The 16,879-nt window shown below is 76.1% G+C and carries 11 protein-coding genes; 9 read left to right on the plus strand and 2 right to left on the minus strand.

What is annotated here, in order from left to right:
* Positions 1-12: 12 nt before the first annotated feature.
* Positions 13-1,932: a potassium transporter Kup gene (locus K8Z61_RS03010; RefSeq protein WP_224126577.1), complete on the plus strand. Its 1,920-nt coding sequence runs from the start codon at positions 13-15 to the stop codon at positions 1,930-1,932.
* 4 nt (positions 1,933-1,936) lie between these two features.
* Here K8Z61_RS03010 and K8Z61_RS03015 read toward each other — a convergent pair whose 3' ends face one another.
* Entirely contained in the window at positions 1,937-2,749 is an 813-nt protein-coding gene (locus K8Z61_RS03015; protein WP_224126578.1) for a M14 family zinc carboxypeptidase, read from the minus strand.
* A gap of 45 nt (positions 2,750-2,794) precedes the next feature.
* On the minus strand, positions 2,795-3,085 hold the full coding sequence (locus K8Z61_RS03020) for a winged helix-turn-helix domain-containing protein (RefSeq protein WP_224126579.1): 291 nt from the start codon (positions 3,083-3,085) through the stop codon (positions 2,795-2,797).
* 80 nt (positions 3,086-3,165) lie between these two features.
* On the opposite strand from K8Z61_RS03020, the gene K8Z61_RS03025 reads away from it, so the two are divergent.
* The 8 genes from K8Z61_RS03025 to K8Z61_RS03060 all read left to right on the plus strand — a co-directional run bounded on the left by K8Z61_RS03025 (position 3,166) and on the right by K8Z61_RS03060 (position 16,876).
* The gene (locus K8Z61_RS03025) at positions 3,166-6,978 is read left to right on the plus strand and encodes a putative inorganic carbon transporter subunit DabA (RefSeq protein WP_224126580.1); all 3,813 of its coding nucleotides are present in this window, start codon (positions 3,166-3,168) and stop codon (positions 6,976-6,978) included.
* A gap of 209 nt (positions 6,979-7,187) precedes the next feature.
* Complete coding sequence (locus tag K8Z61_RS03030) at positions 7,188-8,735, plus strand: amino acid permease (protein ID WP_224126581.1); 1,548 nt, start codon at positions 7,188-7,190, stop codon at positions 8,733-8,735.
* Positions 8,732-9,571 carry an urea amidolyase associated protein UAAP1 gene (locus K8Z61_RS03035; RefSeq protein ID WP_224126582.1) on the plus strand — a complete coding sequence of 280 codons (840 nt, stop codon included), beginning with the start codon at positions 8,732-8,734 and terminating at the stop codon, positions 9,569-9,571. Before K8Z61_RS03030 ends, K8Z61_RS03035 begins: the two co-directional genes overlap by 4 nt.
* The gene (locus K8Z61_RS03040) at positions 9,568-10,350 is read left to right on the plus strand and encodes an urea amidolyase associated protein UAAP2 (protein ID WP_224126583.1); all 783 of its coding nucleotides are present in this window, start codon (positions 9,568-9,570) and stop codon (positions 10,348-10,350) included. Before K8Z61_RS03035 ends, K8Z61_RS03040 begins: the two co-directional genes overlap by 4 nt.
* A complete protein-coding gene (gene uca / locus K8Z61_RS03045; RefSeq protein ID WP_224126584.1) occupies positions 10,347-13,970 on the plus strand; it encodes an urea carboxylase in 3,624 nt (1,207 codons plus the stop codon). The genes K8Z61_RS03040 and uca overlap by 4 nt, the downstream gene beginning before the upstream one ends.
* A complete protein-coding gene (locus K8Z61_RS03050) occupies positions 13,967-15,664 on the plus strand; it encodes an allophanate hydrolase (RefSeq protein WP_224126585.1) in 1,698 nt (565 codons plus the stop codon). Before uca ends, K8Z61_RS03050 begins: the two co-directional genes overlap by 4 nt.
* On the plus strand, positions 15,661-16,284 hold the full coding sequence (locus tag K8Z61_RS03055; protein WP_224126586.1) for a TetR/AcrR family transcriptional regulator: 624 nt from the start codon (positions 15,661-15,663) through the stop codon (positions 16,282-16,284). Before K8Z61_RS03050 ends, K8Z61_RS03055 begins: the two co-directional genes overlap by 4 nt.
* An 85-nt stretch (positions 16,285-16,369) precedes the next feature.
* Complete coding sequence (locus K8Z61_RS03060; RefSeq protein WP_224126587.1) at positions 16,370-16,876, plus strand: hypothetical protein; 507 nt, start codon at positions 16,370-16,372, stop codon at positions 16,874-16,876.
* The last annotated feature ends 3 nt before the right edge of the window (positions 16,877-16,879 follow it).

The raw sequence follows: 16,879 nt of genomic DNA on the forward strand, positions 1-16,879 counted from the left end.
GTTCCCCGGGTGATGTCCGGAACCTCGGTCGGCGGCCGCTCGCCCCTGCGGGCGGCGGTCGTGGTGGGTGCGCTCGGCGTCGTCTTCGGCGACATCGGCACCAGCCCGATCTACACGCTGCAGACCGTCTTCAACCCCGCCGACCCGCACCCGGTGCCGCTGGTGCGCGAGAACGTCCTCGGCGTGGTGTCGCTGATCGTGTGGTCGGTGGTGCTGATCGTGACGGTCACCTACGTGCTGCTGGCCATGCGCGTCGACAACCGCGGCGAGGGCGGCATCCTGGCGCTGATCACGCTGCTGCGCCGCCGGGCCCGCGCGGGTCGCGACCGACTGGCGGCCGCGCTGGTCGTGGCCGGCGTGTTCGGCGCGGCCCTCTTCCTCGGCGACTCGATGATCACGCCGGCGATCTCGGTGCTCTCCGCCGTCGAGGGCGTCACCGTGGTGCGTCCCGGCCTGGCCGGTGCGGTGGTGCCCGCGACCGCGGTGATCCTGCTGCTCCTCTTCGCCGCCCAGCGTCTCGGGACGGCGGCCGTCGGCCGGCTCTTCGGGCCGGTGATGATCACCTGGTTCGTCTCCATCGGCGCGCTCGGCGCCGCCGGGGTGCGACACGCCCCGGAGGTCCTGCTCGCGCTCTCGCCCACCTACGCCGTGGACTTCCTGGTGGGACATGCCTCGATCGCGTTCTTCGCGCTGGCGGCGGTCGTCCTCGCGGTCACCGGCGCCGAGGCGCTCTACGCCGACATGGGCCACTTCGGCCGCCGGCCGATCGCCCTGGGCTGGCTGCTGCTGGTCTTCCCCGCCTGCGTGCTCAGCTACCTCGGCCAGGGCGCGCTGCTGCTCGACGACCCGTCGTCGGCGTCCGCGCCGTTCTTCCTGCTCGCGCCCGACTGGGCGCGGGTGCCGATCGTCGTCCTGGCCACCGCCGCGACCGTGATCGCCTCCCAGGCCGTCATCACCGGGGCGTTCTCGGTGGCCGCCCAGGCCGCCCAGCTCGGCTACCTGCCGCGGCTGCGGGTCGTCCACACCTCCCGCTCGACGGCCGGTCAGGTGTACGTGCCGTGGATCAACGGCCTGCTCGCGGTGGCCGTGCTCGTCCTGGTGCTCACCTTCCGCAGCTCGCTGGCGCTGGCGTACGCGTTCGGCATGGCCGTGACCGGGACGATCCTGGTGACGACCGTCCTGCTGCTCCACGTGGCGTGGCGCACCTGGTCGGTGCCCCGGCCGCTGCTGGTGGCCGGCTTCGGGGTGCTGATCGGCGTCGACCTGCTCTTCCTCGCCGCGAACCTCACCAAGCTCGTGCACGGCGCCTGGCTGCCGCTCGCGCTGGCGCTGACCGCCTTCGCCGTGATGACCACCTGGCAGTGGGGACGCTCGCGGGTCACCGCCCGCCGTCGGGAGATGGAGGGCCCGCTGCTCGCCTTCGCCGAGGACCTGCGCCTGCGCCCCGACGCGCTGACGACCGTCCCGGGCACGGCGGTCTTCCTCGACCGCGGGCCGGACACCACGCCCCTGGCGCTGCGCGCGAACACCGAGCACAACCGCGTGCGCCACGAGCGGGTCGTCGTCCTCACCGTGAAGGTCGAGCCGGTGCCGCGCGTCGGCCCCGACGAGCGGGTGCTCGTCGACGACCTCGGCGATCCCGACGACGGCCTCACGCACGTGACGCTCCGGTTCGGCTACGCCGAGCGGCCCGACGTCCCCCGGACGCTCGCGACGCTCCCGCCCGCGCTGACCGAGGGCGTCCTCGACCTCGAGCACGCCACCTGGTTCCTCTCGACCATCGACCTGCACCCCGACGACGCGGTGCGCGGCCTCGGCGCCTGGCGCACCCGGCTGTTCCTGGCGACCTCGCACCTCACCGCCGACGCCGCCGAGCACTTCGGGCTGCCGCGGGAGCGGACGGTGCTGATGGGCGCCCGGGTCGAGGTGTGAGCGGCTACCAGGCCGCCCGGTTGGCCTGCAGCAGCCCGGTGCCGGCCGTCCAGGTGCGGTAGCGGTACGACGGCGAGCGGGTGAGCTCGACGGTCACCGCGACGCCGTCGTGCCGGGCGTTGAACCACGACGTCAGCGTGGGGTCGTCGGCGGGGGAGCCGGGGGATCCGCCCGCGGTCGGGGCCGCGATGGCGCGCTGCGGCAGCCGCAGCCAGTAGGCGAGGCGGTCGACGTAGGCCGGACGCTTGCGGGTGCGGCCCACGGCGCCGAACGGCTGGTGCAGCGAGGTGACGTAGTCGGGGTCGACGGCGTCGAGGAACCGCAGCATCGCGCGGGTCTCGCGCTCGGAGGCCGGCGCCGGGCCGCCGTAGTAGGGCGACGTGCGCGACCCCGACACCCAGCCGCGCGTCGGCCAGTTGCGGTTGAGGTCGACCCCGCGGGCGTTCTTGCGGGTGCCGCGCAGCGCGCCGTCGGGGTTCATCGTCGGGACGATCCACAGGTCGACGTCGGAGTCGACCGCGAGCCGGTCGCGCACGAACCGCATCGTGGTCGGCCCGGCCGGCTCGTCGCCGTGCATCTGGCCCAGCAGCACGACCCGCACCCGTGCCTCGGGCGAGCCCTTGCGGTAGGCGACGATCGGGCGGCCCTGCCAGGAGTGGCCGAGCACCCGCGTCTCGACCACCTGCTTCGCCCGCGCGTAAGGGTAGGCGTGCGAGCCGGACGGGGTGCTCGCGGCCGCGGCGGCCGGTGCGGGGACGGTCGGCGCGGCGGTGCCGGCGAGGATGAGGGCGGCGGCGAGCGGCAGGACGGGGCGCATGCGACGACCATGCCCCCGGGGGCGTCGTCTCAGTCGCCCTTCGCCTCAGTCGTCCCGGTCGAAGATCTCCAGCAGCGCCCGGATGGGCGTGTCGGACTCCGCCGGGTGGCGCAGTCGCCGCGCGGGGTGCAGCCGGTACTCGTTGCGTCGCCCGACCTTCACCTTGGTGACGTAGCCGGCGTCCTCGAGATCGCTGACGATGGCCTGGGCGGCGCGCTCGGTGATGCCGACCGACTCCGCGAGGTCACGCAGCCGGGCCGAGGAGTCGCGGCTCAGCGCGACGAGCACGTGGCCGTGGTTGGAGAGGAACGTCCAACTGCGGTCGGTCTCGGGCACGCGGGGGAGTCTAGCCCTATGGCAGAGGTCATACTCCGGTCTCTAGACACATGAATTTCTCTTCATGCATTCTTCTTCCCATGAAGCCGATGCGCGCCCTGACGCTGCTGGCGTCCGCCCTCGCCGCCGTCGCCCTCGTCGCCCTGGTCGTCCTCCTCGTCGTGGGAGCCGCCACCGGCGAGTGGCCCGATCGCTCGTACCTCGTCTCGAGCGTCCTCGTCGTCCACGTCCTCGCCCTGGGCTCCGTGATCGCCCGGTTCTCGGCGGTCAACCTGCGCGGCCAGGCGCGACTCGGTCGCTACGCCGCCCTGCTCGCCCTCGCGCTCGCCGCCCTCGTGACGATGGCCGCCGGCCAGACGCTCGCGGTCTTCGCCACCGGCTGGACGCTGAGCACCGTGGCGGTCCTCGGGCTCGTCGGGCATCCCGGCACTCCCGGCTCCGCGCGGGCGGTGCGCCGGATCGCCGCGGCCCTGGTGCCCGGCGACGTCGGCCTGTGGCTGCTCGTCGCGCTGGACGCCGGCCTCGACCTGCCCGACTCCCTCCGCGCGCCCCTCGCCGGCCTCGCGCTGATCGTCGCGCTGGTCTCGCGCGGGGCGCTGGTGCCGCTCGGGGAGTGGCTGGCCGAGACCGCCGAGGCGCCCTCGCCCGTCTCCGCCCTCCTCCACGCGGGCGTGGTCAACGGCGGCGTGCTCCTGCTCGCGCTGCACGGCGACGTCCTCGCCCCCGCGCTGGCCACCCGCGTGCTGATCGGCGTGATCGTGCTGCTCACCCTGGTCGCCGCGGTCGTCGGCCAGCAGGCCCGGTCGGACGTCAAGGGCCGCCTCGCCGCCTCGACCAGCTCGCAGATGGCGCTCGCGACCGCGCAGGCGGTCGTCGGCCTGCCCGCCACCGCGTTCGTGCACGTGCTGCTGCACGCCTGGTGGAAGTCGCGGCTGTTCCTCAACGCCGGCGGCGCGGTCACCGCGTCCCGGCTGGCGCCGGCGCCCGCCCCGCTGGCCGGGTCCGTGCGCGCCGTCCCGGCCCTCGCCGGCGTGGCCGTCGCGCTGATGATCGCGGTGCCGCTCTCCGCGAGCCTGCCGGTGCTCGTCGCGGTCGTGCCGGCCGCCCTGGTCGGCGGCGTCGCGGGCACCACCGTCTCGGCCGCCCTGGCGGCGCGTCGCGCCGGCGGGCCGGCGTCCCACCTCGGCGTCGCCGCCGGGACGATCGCCGCGATCGTCGCCCTGGTCGTCACGGTCGAGGAGTCCCACGCCCTCGGCGAGGTCATCGAGCCGAGCGCGGCCGTCGCCGTGCCGGTGCTGCTCGGCCTCGCCGCCGCCTGGGTGTGCACCCTGCGCGCCGTCCGGGACGCCACCCCGCTGGTGCTGCTCAGGGCCCGCCTCGGCCTCCCTGCCTGGGCCGTCCGCCGCCACCGCACCGACCTCGCCCACCGGCTCGCGCCGTTCGCGGCCGGCGCCCAGGACCCCTCGGACGCCGAGCGGATCCGGATGACCGTCGGCCTCGCCGCCGACGCCCTCGCCCCGGCCTGGCCGCTGCGCGCCGCCGTCGCGGTCTCGCCGTGGGACGGGCTGGAGCGGCTGGACCTGCCCGCCGCGCAGGAGCTGCTCGACGACGTCCACGGTCGCGACCCGCGGGTCGGGCTGCGCCGCATGCTCGCGCTGCACGACGACGGCCGGCTGGCCGAGGCGCACCTCGCGCAGGCGCTGGCCGACCTGCGGGCCGACGGCCGGCTGCCGGCTGCGCTCGCCGAGCTCACCCCGCAGCAGGTCGTCACCCGCACGCGCGGCGAGGTGGCTCCCGGTCCGGACGCCCCGATCGGCGCCGTCGCCCACACCCTCGCGGGCCGCGCCGACAAGGCCGCCGGACGTCGCTCGCGCAGCGTCGGCTCGGCCACCGAGCGGGTCGGCGTCCAGGCCGCCCTGTGGTGCGGACGCGCCTGGGACCGGCTCGGCGCCGGCCGGGTGGCGGACCCGTACGCGATCTGGCTGGCCTCGGCCCGGCGCCCCGGAGCCGACCTCGTGCTCGGCGTGCACGGGCTGCGGCGGGCCGCGCTCGCCCTGCCCGACGACGCCGCCTCGGCCGTCGAGGTGCTCTACACCGAGGCCCGCCGACGCACGATCGAGGCCGGCGGCGAGCCGATCGACCTGGTCTCCTACCTCACCGGCCTGCTCGCCGCGGCGCCCGGCTGGACCGCCCACGCCCTGTGGCGCGCGGCCCACGGCGCGGACGACGCGATCGTCCAGCTGTGCGCCCTGCGCGCGGCGCACGACCTGCTCCTCACCGACCCGGCGGACGCCGCCACGAGCCCGACGCCGGACGCCGAGGCGCTCGAGGCCGTCCGCGCGGCCCGGGGGCTGCTGACCGTGTGGCAGCGGGCGCTGGACGTCGAGGTGCAGGGACGGCTGCTGGCCGCCGTGCCCCTCGCCCCGTCCTCGGCGGGCACGGCGACCGTCACCGTCGACAGCCTGTGGTGTCTGGACGCCCGCTCGGGCCCGGTGCGCCGCCAGCTCGAGGCGGTGAGCGGCCCGCGGCGCCACCGCACCCACGGCGTCGCCGGGTTCTTCGGCATCGCGCTCGAGGCCGACGACCCCGACGGCACGACCGTCACCCGCGCGCCCGGCCTGCTCGACCCCGACCTGCGGTTCGAGGCGCCCGTGCCGGCGCCGGGCACCGGCTGGAGCATGGCCGCCGGCGGCCGGCAGGCGGCCGGCGCGCTCGGCTACGCCGAGTTCGGCGGGCTGGTCGCCCTGGTGGCCACCGTGCGCGGCGTCGTCACCCGGGCCCTGCAGCGCCCGGCGGCCGACCTGCACGGCACGACCCTGCGTCCGGCCGGCGAGGTCTGCGACCTGCAGTCCGGCGTCGTCCCGGCCGAGGAGAAGGCGCGCCGCGTCGCCGCCGTGCTCCACGGCGCGGGCCTCGCGGGCGACCTCGGCTCGGTGCTGCTGGTGATCGGCCACGGCGCGACCACGGCCAACAACGCCTACGCCGCGGCCTACGACTGCGGCGCCTGCGGGGCGAACACCGGCGTGCTGAACGCGTCGGTCTTCGCGGCCTGGACCAACGACCCGGCCGTGCGGGCCGCGCTGCCGGCCCAGGGCATCGCGGTGCCCGACGACCTCGTCGCCATCGTCGGACGCCACGACACCACGGCCGACGTCGTGGCGATCGAGTCCGACCACCCGGTGGCCGACGCGCTGCGGGCCGACCTGGCCACCGCCACCGAGCGGGCCCGGGCCGAGCGCAGCGGCGACCTGCCGGGCGGCCTGAGCGCCATCGCCCGCGGCGGGGACGAGGCCGAGCCGATGCCGGAGTGGGGGCTGGCCGGCGCCCACGGCCTGTTCCTCGGCGGGGCGCGGCTCTCGGTGCCCACGGCGCGCTGGTTCCAGCTCGACTACCACCACGACACCGACCCCGACCTCGCCGTCCTGACCGGCGCGCTGGCCGGCCCCGGCCTGGTGGCCGCGCACATCATGAGCGCGTACGGCAGCTCGGCCGGCGAGCCGGACCTCTACGGCGCCGGCGACAAGACCACCCACAACGTGGTCGGCGACATCGGCGTCGTCCGCGGCCGGGCCGGCGACCTCTCGATCGGCCTGCCCTGGCAGGCCGTCACCCCGGTCGACCCTCGTCGTCCGGACGCCGTGCTGGCGCTGCGGCACCTGCCGGCGCGTCCGGTGCTGGCCGTCCAGGCGCCCCGCGAGCGACTGCGCGCGGCGGTGGCCGCGGTGCCGACCCTGGAGGCGCTGGTGCTGCACGGCTGGGTGACGCTGTGGGCCGTCGAGCCGCAGCCGAACGGCGAGGAGACCTTCGTCGAGCTCGGCTCGGACGAGCGCTGGACCGACGCGCGCCGCGGGCGCGGCGCGCGACCGAGCGTGGGCGCGGAGGGTCGGATCTGATCGGCTGATCGGGCCGCCCTCGCGGGCGGCGTCGGCGGGCTGGCCGACGCGACCGCTGCTGGGGAGCCGCTCCCACCACCCACAGCCGGCGTCACGCGGACTTAACACCGCGTGACGCCGGCTGTGACCTCGCCTCGCGAGGCTCATACCTGTCACTCGACAGGTATTCGGTCCGGCCGCGCCGGACCGTCCGAGCCCCGGAGCCCACCATGACCACCATCAGCCCCTCCGACGCCCTCGGCGGCGTCCCGAGCAGCGAGGGCTACGCCCAGGAGCTGCACCGCGGCGTGGGGACGTTCGCGTCCTTCGCCGCCGGGTTCTCGTTCGTCTCCATCCTCACCACCGTCTTCCAGCTCTTCGGTCTCGGGTTCCTGCTGGGCGGCGCGGCGTTCTTCTGGACCTGGCCGATCGTCTTCGTCGGCCAGCTGCTCGTCGCCCTGTGCTTCTGCGAGCTCGCGGCCCGGTGGCCGATCTCGGGCTCGATCTACCAGTGGTCCTCGCGGCTGGCCGGCACCACCGTCGGCTGGTTCGTCGGCTGGACGATGGTGATCGGGCAGATCCTCACCGTCGCCGCCGCGGCGATCGCGCTGCAGGCGGTGCTGCCGAGCATCTGGACCGGCTTCCAGGTCGTCGGCGGGAGCGACGCCGACCCGACTCTGCTCTCGGCGACCGGCGCGCAGAACTCCATCCTGCTCGGCTGCCTGCTGCTCGTGGTGACGACGCTGGTCAACGTCTCGGGCATCCGGCAGATCGCGGTCTCGTCCAGCGTCGGGGTGGCGATCGAGATCGTGGGCGTGGTGGCCCTGGTGATCGCGCTGTTCCTGCTCCCCGAGCGCGGCGCCGGCGTCGTGCTGACCCGGGACGGCTGGGAGGGGAGCGGGTACCTCGGGGCGTTCCTCGCGTCCTCGCTGATGGCGGCCTACGTGATGGTCGGCTTCGACTCCGCCGGCGAGCTCGCCGAGGAGACCCACGCGCCGCGGCGCACGACTCCGCGCACGATCCTGCGGGCGCTGGTGACCTCGGCGATCGGCGGCGCGCTGCTGATCCTGGCCGCGCTGATGGCCGCGCCGAGCCTCACCGACGGCAGCCTCGCGTCCGGCGGCCTGGCCTACGTGCTCACCGAGCGGCTCGGCGGCGTCGTCGGCCGGCTGCTGCTGTGCAGCGTCGCGGTGGCGGTCTTCGCCTGCACCCTGGCGGTGCAGACCTCCGGCTCGCGGATGATGTTCTCGATGGCCCGCGAGGGCGCCCTGCCGTTCCACCGGCGGCTCGCGCGGGTCTCGCCCCGCACCGGCACCCCGGTGCTCTGCGCGGTGGTCGTCGGCGTCGGCGCGGCCGTGGCCCTGCTGGTCAACGTGCACCAGTACGCGATCTTCCTGGCGCTCTCGTCGCTGTGCATCGCGATGATCTACCTGGCCTACCTCGGCGTCACGCTGCCGCTGCTGGTGAGCCGCCTGCGCCACGGCCTGCCCGAGGGCGTCGACGAGGACGGCCGGCCGCTCTTCTCGCTGGGCCGCTGGGGCGTCCCGGTGACGCTGCTGGCGGTGGTCTACCAGGTCGGCATGACCGTCAACCTGCTCTGGCCGCGGGCCGCGGTCTACGACCTCACCGGCGAGACCTGGTGGCTGCAGTGGAGCGCGCTGCTCTTCCTCGGCCTGACGCTGGTCGTCGGCACCGCCTACTTCCTCTCGCGCCGCCTGCACCTGCGGATCGCGCTCAAGCACCTGCCGCACACCCACGCCGCGGCGGAGGCCCGGTGACGGGCGCGCGCCTGACCGACAGCGTCCTGCACGCCCGCGACGACGCCCGGGCGCAGGGCGACGGCACGGCCGAGTTCATGCCGTACCTGCCGGCCTCGTCCAGTCCGTACGCGCCGGCCGACGTCGACCCGGCCTCGCTGACCTGGGCCGAGACGATCGCGCCCGGCGGGTACGCCCACCGGATCCTCGCCCGGGGCACGCGGCTGCGCCTGGAGGACCCCACCGGGGACGCCTGCGCCCATCTGGTGCTCTTCAACGCGCTGGAGACCGTCGAGCGGCTCAACGTCGCCGACACCCAGAAGATCCCGTGGCAGGCCTACCTCGGCGTGCACCACCCGCTGCTCTCCGGCGACGGACGGGTGCTGGCGACGATCGCCGCGGACTCCTCGGGGCACCACGACGCGTTCTGCGGCACCACCACCGAGGCGTGGAACGAGCGCAAGCACGGCGACGCGCGTCCCGAGGGGCCGTTCCCGGCCGGGCGCTCGCTGCTGGTCAAGGCCGCCGCCAAGCACGGCCTGACCCGCCGCGACCTGCCGCCGGGCGTCTCGCTGTTCCAGGGCGTGCGGGTCGAGGAGGACGGCACGCTGGCGTGGCGGGGGAGCGCCGGGCCGGGCACGGCCGTCGACCTCGTCGCGGAGCTGCCGCTGCTGGTGCTGCTCGCCAACGTGCCGCACCCGCTCGACCCGCGGCCGGACTACGTCGTCGGGCCGCTGCGCGTGCACGCCTGGCGCTCGACGCCGACCGGCCCGTCCGACCCCGCCTGGAGCGCCTCGCCCGAGCGCACCCGGGCCTACCTCAACACCGTCGACTACGCGGAGGCACGCGGACTGTGAGCGCCCTGACGATGACCACGACCACGACCACGACCACGACGGCCGCCTCGACCGTCCCGGTCGGCGCGTCGCACCACCCCGACACCGTGCTCGACTGGTCGGACTCGCTCGTCGAGGGCCGTGTCGTGCGCGACGACGTCGTCGAGTCGCGGGCCTCCTGGTCGGCGGTCGTGGCGGCCGGGCACGTGCTGACGATCGTCGACGTCGGCGGCAACCAGTCCGGCGACTGCCTGCTCTACGACGCCCACGACCCCGACGAGCGCTACAGCGTGCCCGACACCCTGGCCTGGCAGGGGGAGGCCTACGTGCGCACCGGCACCGTCCTGCGCAGCAGCGAGGGCCGCCCGCTGATGACGGTGGTCGGCAACGAGATCGACCGGCAGGACACCATCGGCGGCGCCTGCAGCAAGGAGTCGAACACCCTGCGCTACGGCCACCACGTGATGTTCCACCACGCGTGCCGCGAGAACTTCCTCACCGAGGCCGCGAAGCACGGCCTGGGGCTGCGCGACCTGGTCTCGAACCTCAACTGGTTCATGAACGTGCCGGTGGAGGCCGACGGCGCGCTCGGCATCGTCGACGGCATGTCCGCGCCGGGCCGTCGGGTGGCGGTGCGGGCCGAGCGCGACGTGCTGGTCGTGGTGTCGAACTGCCCGCAGATGAACAACCCGTGCAACGACTTCAACCCGACGCCGCTGCGGATGATCGTCGTCGATCCTGCGATCTCGGGCGCGACCTCGGGCGCGACCTCGGGCGCGACCTCGGAGGCGTCCGCGTGAGCGGCACGCTCCTGGTCGCCAACCGCGGCGAGATCGCCCGGCGGATCCTGCGCTCGGCGCGCGGGCTCGGCCTGCGCACCGTCGCGGTGTACTCCGACGCCGACCGCGCCGCCCCGCACGTGCGGGAGGCCGACGTCGCGGTGCGCCTGGGCCCGGCGCCGGCGCGCGAGTCGTACCTGCGGGTCGACGCCGTGCTCGAGGCCGCGGCCGCCACCGGGGCGACCCTGGTGCACCCCGGCTACGGCTTCCTCTCCGAGCACGTCGGCTTCGCGCGTGCGATCGAGGAGGCCGGCCTCGGCTTCGTCGGGCCGACGCCCGAGCAGATCGTCGCGTTCGGCGAGAAGCACACCGCCCGGGCGCTGGCCGAGCAGGCGGGGGTGCCGATGCTCGTCGGCTCCGGGCTGCTGGCGGACGTCGACGAGGCCGTCGCGGAGGCCGAGCGGATCGGCCTGCCGGTGATGCTCAAGGCCACCGGTGGCGGGGGCGGCATCGGCATGCAGGCGTGCGCGACGGTGGACGACGTCCGCGACGGGTTCGCCCGCGTGGCCGGCCTGGCGGCGGCGCACTTCGGCTCCTCGGGGGTCTTCCTCGAGCGGCTGGTGCGGCCGGCGCGCCACGTCGAGGTGCAGCTGTTCGGCGACGGCGCGGGCCGGGTCGCGGTGCTCGGCGACCGCGACTGCTCGCTGCAGCGGCGCCACCAGAAGGTGATCGAGGAGGCGCCGGCTCCGGGGCTGCCCGACCACGTGCGCGCCCTGCTGCACGACTCCGCGCGGCGGCTGGCCGCGTCGGTGTCGTACCGGAGCGCCGGCACCGTGGAGTTCGTCTACGACCCGGTGCGGGAGGAGGCGGCGTTCCTCGAGGTCAACACCCGGCTCCAGGTGGAGCACCCGGTCACCGAGGAGGTGCTGGGGCTCGACCTCGTCGCGCTGATGCTGCGGCTGGCCGGCGAGGGCCCCGCCGCGCTGCCCGAGCGGCTCTTCGAGCCGTGGGAGCCGCGGGGCCACGCGATCGAGGCGCGGGTCTACGCCGAGGACCCCGGACGCGACTGCCGGCCGTCGTCGGGCCTGCTGACCCGCGTCGAGCTGCCGGGTGCGGACGCACCCGCCGGGGTGCGGGTGGACGGCTGGATCGAGACCGGCCTGGAGGTCTCCTCGCACTACGACCCGATGCTGGCCAAGGTGATCGCCGCGGCCCCGACCCGCGACGCCGCGCTCGACCTGCTCGGCACTGCGCTCGCCGGCACCCGCGTCGACGGCATCGTCACCAACCTCGGCCTGCTGCGCTCGTTCGTCGACCCGGCCGACCCCGTCGGGCTGCGCGCCGCCACCCACGCCACGACGACCCTCGACGTCACGACCGACCCCGAGCCGCGGATCGACGTGGTCGTGCCCGGCGCGATGACCACCGTCCAGGACCTGCCCGGTCGGCTCGGCCACTGGCAGGTCGGCGTCCCGCCGTCCGGCCCGTTCGACGCGGTGTCGCTGGCCGAGGCCAACCGCTGCGTCGGCAACCCCGACGGCGCCCCGGGGCTGGAGATCACGGCCACCGGGCCGACGCTCACGTTCTCCGAGCCGACGCTGGTGTGCGTCACCGGCGCGCCGGCGGTCGTCACGCTGGACGACGCGGTGGTGCCGCAGTGGGAGCCGGTCGCGGTGCCGGCCGGCGGCACGCTGGCGATCGGCGACTGCGCGGGGCCGGGCCTACGCACCTACCTGGCGGTGCGCGGCGGGCTCGACGTGCCGGCCTACCTCGGCAGCGCGTCGACCTTCACCCTCGGCGGGTTCGGCGGCCACGCCGGACGCGCGCTGCTGGCCGGCGACGTGCTGCGCCCGGCGTCGGTCCCCGCGGTGCACGCGCCGCGGCCGACGCCCGCGGAGCACCGGCCGGCGATCACCTCGGACTGGGAGATCGGCGTCACCGAGGGGCCGCACGCGGCGCCGGAGTTCTTCACCCGCGCCGATCTCGACGAGCTCTACGCCACCGCCTACGAGGTGCACCACAACTCCGCGCGCACCGGGGTCCGGCTGATCGGGCCGCGGCCGAGCTGGGCGCGTCCCGACGGCGGCGAGGCCGGCCTGCACCCCTCGAACATCCACGACACCCCGTACGCCGTGGGCGCGCTGGACTTCACCGGCGACACCCCGATCGTCCTCGGCCCCGACGGCCCGTCGCTGGGCGGCTTCGTCTGCCCCGCGGTGGTCGCCAGCGGCGAGCTGTGGAAGCTCGGCCAGCTGCGCCCTGGCGACACGATCCGGTTCGTGCCGGTGCGCGAGGCAGACGCCGCGACGCTGCTCGAGCACCGCTCCGCCCCGCAGGTGCCCGCCCTGCTGCGCGGCGGCGACGGCGACGACGGCGTCCTGGCCCGGCGCGAGGCCACCGAGGAGCGGCCGTCGGTGACCTACCGCCGCGACGGCGACGACAACCTGCTCGTCGAGTACGGCCCGATGACCCTCGACCTCGCGCTGCGCATGCGCGTCCACGCCCTGCAGCAGGTGCTCGCCGAGCACGCGCCCGCCGACGTCCGGGCCGGCATCGTCGACGTGACGCCGGGCATCCGCTCGCTCCAGGTGCACACCGACGCGTCCCGCCTGCGGGCGCGCGACGTCGCGGAGCTGCTGCAGGAGCTGGAGGAGCTCGTGCCGCCCACAGCCGAGCTGGTGGTGCCCTCGCGCACCGTCCGGCTGCCGCTGAGCTGGGACGACCCCGCGTGCCGGCTGGCGGTCCAGCGGTACGAGGCCGGCGTCCGCGACGACGCGCCGTGGACGCCGTCGAACCTCGAGTTCATCCGCCGGATCAACGGCCTGGACGCGATCGACGACGTGCACCGCATCGTCCACGACGCCTCGTACCTGGTGCTCGGGCTCGGCGACGTCTACCTCGGCGCGCCGGTGGCGACCCCGCTCGACCCGCGGCACCGGCTGGTGACGACGAAGTACAACCCGGCGCGCACCTGGACGGCCGAGAACTCCGTGGGCATCGGCGGCGCGTACCTGTGCGTCTACGGCATGGAGGGCCCGGGCGGCTACCAGCTGATCGGACGCACGGTGCCGATCTGGAACCGGCACCGCTGGGGCGCCGCCGGCCGCGGGCTGTTCGCCGAGCACCCCTGGGCGCTGCGGTTCTTCGACCGGCTCGAGTGGTACCCGGTCTCGGCCGAGGAGCTGCTCGAGCTGCGCGCCGAGACCGAGGCCGGACGCGCGGAGGTCGACACCGTCGACGGCACGTTCTCCCTGGCCGAGCACACCGCGTTCCTGGCCGAGCACGCCGACTCGATCGCGGCCTTCCGGGCGCGGCAGGGTGCGGCGTTCGAGGCCGAGAAGGAGCGCTGGCGGGCGTCGGGGGAGTTCGACCGGCGCGACGAGCCCGTGGCGGCCCCGACCGCCGAGGTGGCGCTGCCGGCCGGGGCGGTGGCCGTCACGGCGCCGTTCACCGCGACGGTGTGGCAGGTGCCGGTCGCCGCCGGCGCGCGGCTGGCGGCCGACGACGTCGTGTGCTCGCTGGAGGCGATGAAGATGGAGACGCGGGTGGGCTCGCCGGTCGCGGGCCGGGTCGCGGAGGTGTACGTGCGCCCGGGCGAGCAGGTGGCGCCGGGCCAGGTGCTCGCGGCGGTGGTCCCGTGATCGGCTGGACGCCGTGTGCGGCCGCGCCGCGGGTGGCCGACGCCTACGCGCGGATCGCGGCCGTCGACCGGCCGGAGGCGTGGATCGCACTCCGGCCGCAGGCCGAGGTGCGCGCCGAGGCCGAGGCGCTGGACGCCCGCCGGGCCGCGGGGGAGGCGCTGCCGCTGGCCGGGCTGCTGGTGGCGGTCAAGGGCAACATCGACGTCGCCGGGCTGCCGACGACCGCGGCGGCCCCGACCTTCGCCTACGCGCCCGAGCGCGACGCGACGTGCGTCGCCCGGCTGCGGGCGGCGGGCGCGATCGTCCTCGGCGTCACGAACCTCGACCAGTTCGCCACCGGGCTGGTCGGCACCCGCAGCCCCTACGGCGCGGTGCGCAACGCCTGGGACCCGACGCGCATCTCCGGTGGGTCGTCGTCCGGCTCGGCCGTGGTGGTGGCGCTGGGGATCGTCGACGCCGCGCTCGGCACCGACACCGCCGGCTCCGGTCGGGTGCCGGCCGCGCTCAACGGTCTGGTCGGGCTCAAGCCGACCCGCGGCACGATCCCGACGACCGGCGTCGTGCCGGCCTGCCGCAGCCTCGACTGCGTCACCGTGCTGGCCCGCGACCTGACGCTGGGGCGCGGGCTGGTCGAGACGATGTCCGAGCCCGACGGGCTGGATCCGCTGGCCCGCGCCGTGCCGCCGGCGCCGGCGCCGTCCGCCCACGCCCGGGTGGCGATCCCGACGCCCGAGCACCTCGCCGACCTGGCGCCCGGCTGGGCGGGGGCGTTCGCGGCCGCCGCCGCGCGGCTGGGCGCGGCCGGCGTCGAGGTCGTGGAGGTCGACGTCACCCCGCTGCTGGCCGCCGCGCGCCTGCTCTACGAGGGTGCGTTCGTGGCCGAGCGGCACGCCGCCGTGGGGGCGCACCTCGAGGCGCACCGCGACGCGATCGGCGGCGACCTCGACCCGACGGTCGCCGGCATCGTGCTCGCGGGCGCGGAGCCGTCCGCCGCGCAGTGGGCCGCCGACGCCGAGCGCCTCCAGCGGCTCGGCCTGGAGGTGCGCACGCTGCTCGACGGCTGCGCCGCGCTGCTGACGCCCACCACCACCGCCCACCCGACGCTGGCCGAGGTGGCCGCCGACCCGGTCGGCGTCAACAGCCGACTGGGGCGGTTCACCAACGCTGCCAACCTGCTCGACCTGTGCGCGCTGGCGGTGCCGGCGGGCAGCGTCGACGGGCTGCCGTTCGGCGTCATGCTCACCGGCGCGGCCGGTGCCGATCGGGTGCTCGACGACCTGGCGCGGCTGCTGCTCGAGCCGGGCGTCGCGCTGTTCGTCGTCGGCGCGCACCTTAGCGGGCAGCCGCTCAACCGGCAGCTGGTCGAGGCCGGCGGCACGCTCGTGGCCGCGCGGCGCACGGCCGCGTCCTACCGGCTGTTCGCGCTCGACACGGTGCCGCCCAAGCCGGGGCTGGTGCGGGTGGCGCACGATGGTGCCGTGATCGAGGGCGAGGTGTGGCGGCTGCCGGCCGCCGGGTTCGGCCGGTTCGTCGCCGAGGTGCCCGCGCCGATGGCGATCGGCACCGTCGAGCTCGACGACGGCGTGGGCGTGCCGGGGTTCGTCGTGGAGCCGTGGGTGCTCGAGGGCGCCGCCGAGATCACCGCGCACGGCGGCTGGCGCGCGTACCTGGCCGACGGGATGGCGTCGGCGTGAGCGGTCCCGGGCGTCCGCGCCACTCGGCCGGCGCGGCCGGCGCGGGGCGCGCCGAGATCGTCGACGCCGCCGCGGCGCTCTTCGTCCAGCAGGGCTTCGCCGCCACCTCGACCCGCGCGATCGCCGAGCGGGTCGGCATCCGGCAGGCGTCGCTCTACTACCACTTCGCGGGCAAGGACGACCTGCTCGACGAGGTGCTGCTGGCCTCGGTGGCGCCGAGCCTGGAGACCGCCCGCGCGCTCCTCGCGGCGACGCCGGACGACGCCGGGGCTGCGGCCGCCGCGCTCGCCGCGCTGGTGCGGGCCGACGTCCGCACGCTGCTCGCGACCCCGCACAACGTCGGCACCCTCTACCTGCTGCCGGAGGTGCAGCGGCCGCGGCACGCCGTCTTCCGCGCGGCCCGCGACGAGCTGCGATCCGCCTACGCCGAGCTCGGATCCCGGGCGGCGGGCGACCCCGACGACGACGCCCGGCGGCGACGCGGCGAGATCCTGCTGCAGCTCGTGGAGGTCGTCATCTGGCAGCGCCGCGAGCGGACGGTGACCGACGCGGACGTCGCGGCGATCGTCGAGGCCTGCCTGGCGGTGTGCGGCCGGACCGCGCGGCTCACAGGCTCCTGACAGCCGCTCGACACCCCGCGGCGAGGGGCGGCTCGCACGGTGGAGGTCGAGGCGCTCGCACGGAGCGCCACGGAAGGGATGATCGATGAGGATCTCGAAGCGCGCCCGCATCGCGGTCGCGAGCATCAGCACCGCCGCCGTCCTCGGGGGAGGCGCGCTGGCCTACGCCGGCACCGCGTCCGCCGCCGACGGCAGCGGCACGACGCCGGCGACCCCCTCGGCCACCGCCACCCCGCCCGCGCCGCCGGCCGGCGCTCCCGACGGCCCGGGTCGTCCGGGTGGCCCGGGTGGGCCGGGTGCGGAGAAGCCGCTGACCGGCGAGACGAAGACCAAGGTCGAGGACGCCGTGAAGGCGAAGTACCCCGACGCGACGATCGAGCGCACCGAGACCGACGCCGGCGGCGTTTACGAGGCGCACATCGTCACGAAGGACGGCACGCACTTGGTGGTGAAGGTCGGCAAGGACTTCACCATCACCGGCACCGAGACCCCGCCGGCGCCGCCGAAGGGCGCCAAGCCGCCGACGCCGCCGGCCCCGGCTGCGCCGTCCGCCTCGAGCTCGGCGAGCCCGAGCTCGACGATCGCCAGCTGACCG

This window comes from Nocardioides sp. TRM66260-LWL (genome assembly GCF_020075545.1).
Taxonomy (GTDB): Bacteria; Actinomycetota; Actinomycetes; order Propionibacteriales; family Nocardioidaceae; genus Nocardioides.

What these genes read in the sequence shown, in the direction of transcription:
- K8Z61_RS03025 (WP_224126580.1), top strand. Translation starts at nt 3,166, where the DNA reads ATGAAGCCGATGCGCGCCCTGACGCTGCTGGCGTCCGCCCTCGCCGCC.
- K8Z61_RS03010 (WP_224126577.1), top strand. Translation starts at nt 13, where the DNA reads ATGTCCGGAACCTCGGTCGGCGGCCGCTCGCCCCTGCGGGCGGCGGTC.
- K8Z61_RS03030 (WP_224126581.1), top strand. Translation starts at nt 7,188, where the DNA reads ATGACCACCATCAGCCCCTCCGACGCCCTCGGCGGCGTCCCGAGCAGC.
- K8Z61_RS03060 (WP_224126587.1), top strand. Translation starts at nt 16,370, where the DNA reads ATGAGGATCTCGAAGCGCGCCCGCATCGCGGTCGCGAGCATCAGCACC.
- K8Z61_RS03015 (WP_224126578.1), bottom strand. Translation starts at nt 2,749, where the DNA reads ATGCGCCCCGTCCTGCCGCTCGCCGCCGCCCTCATCCTCGCCGGCACC.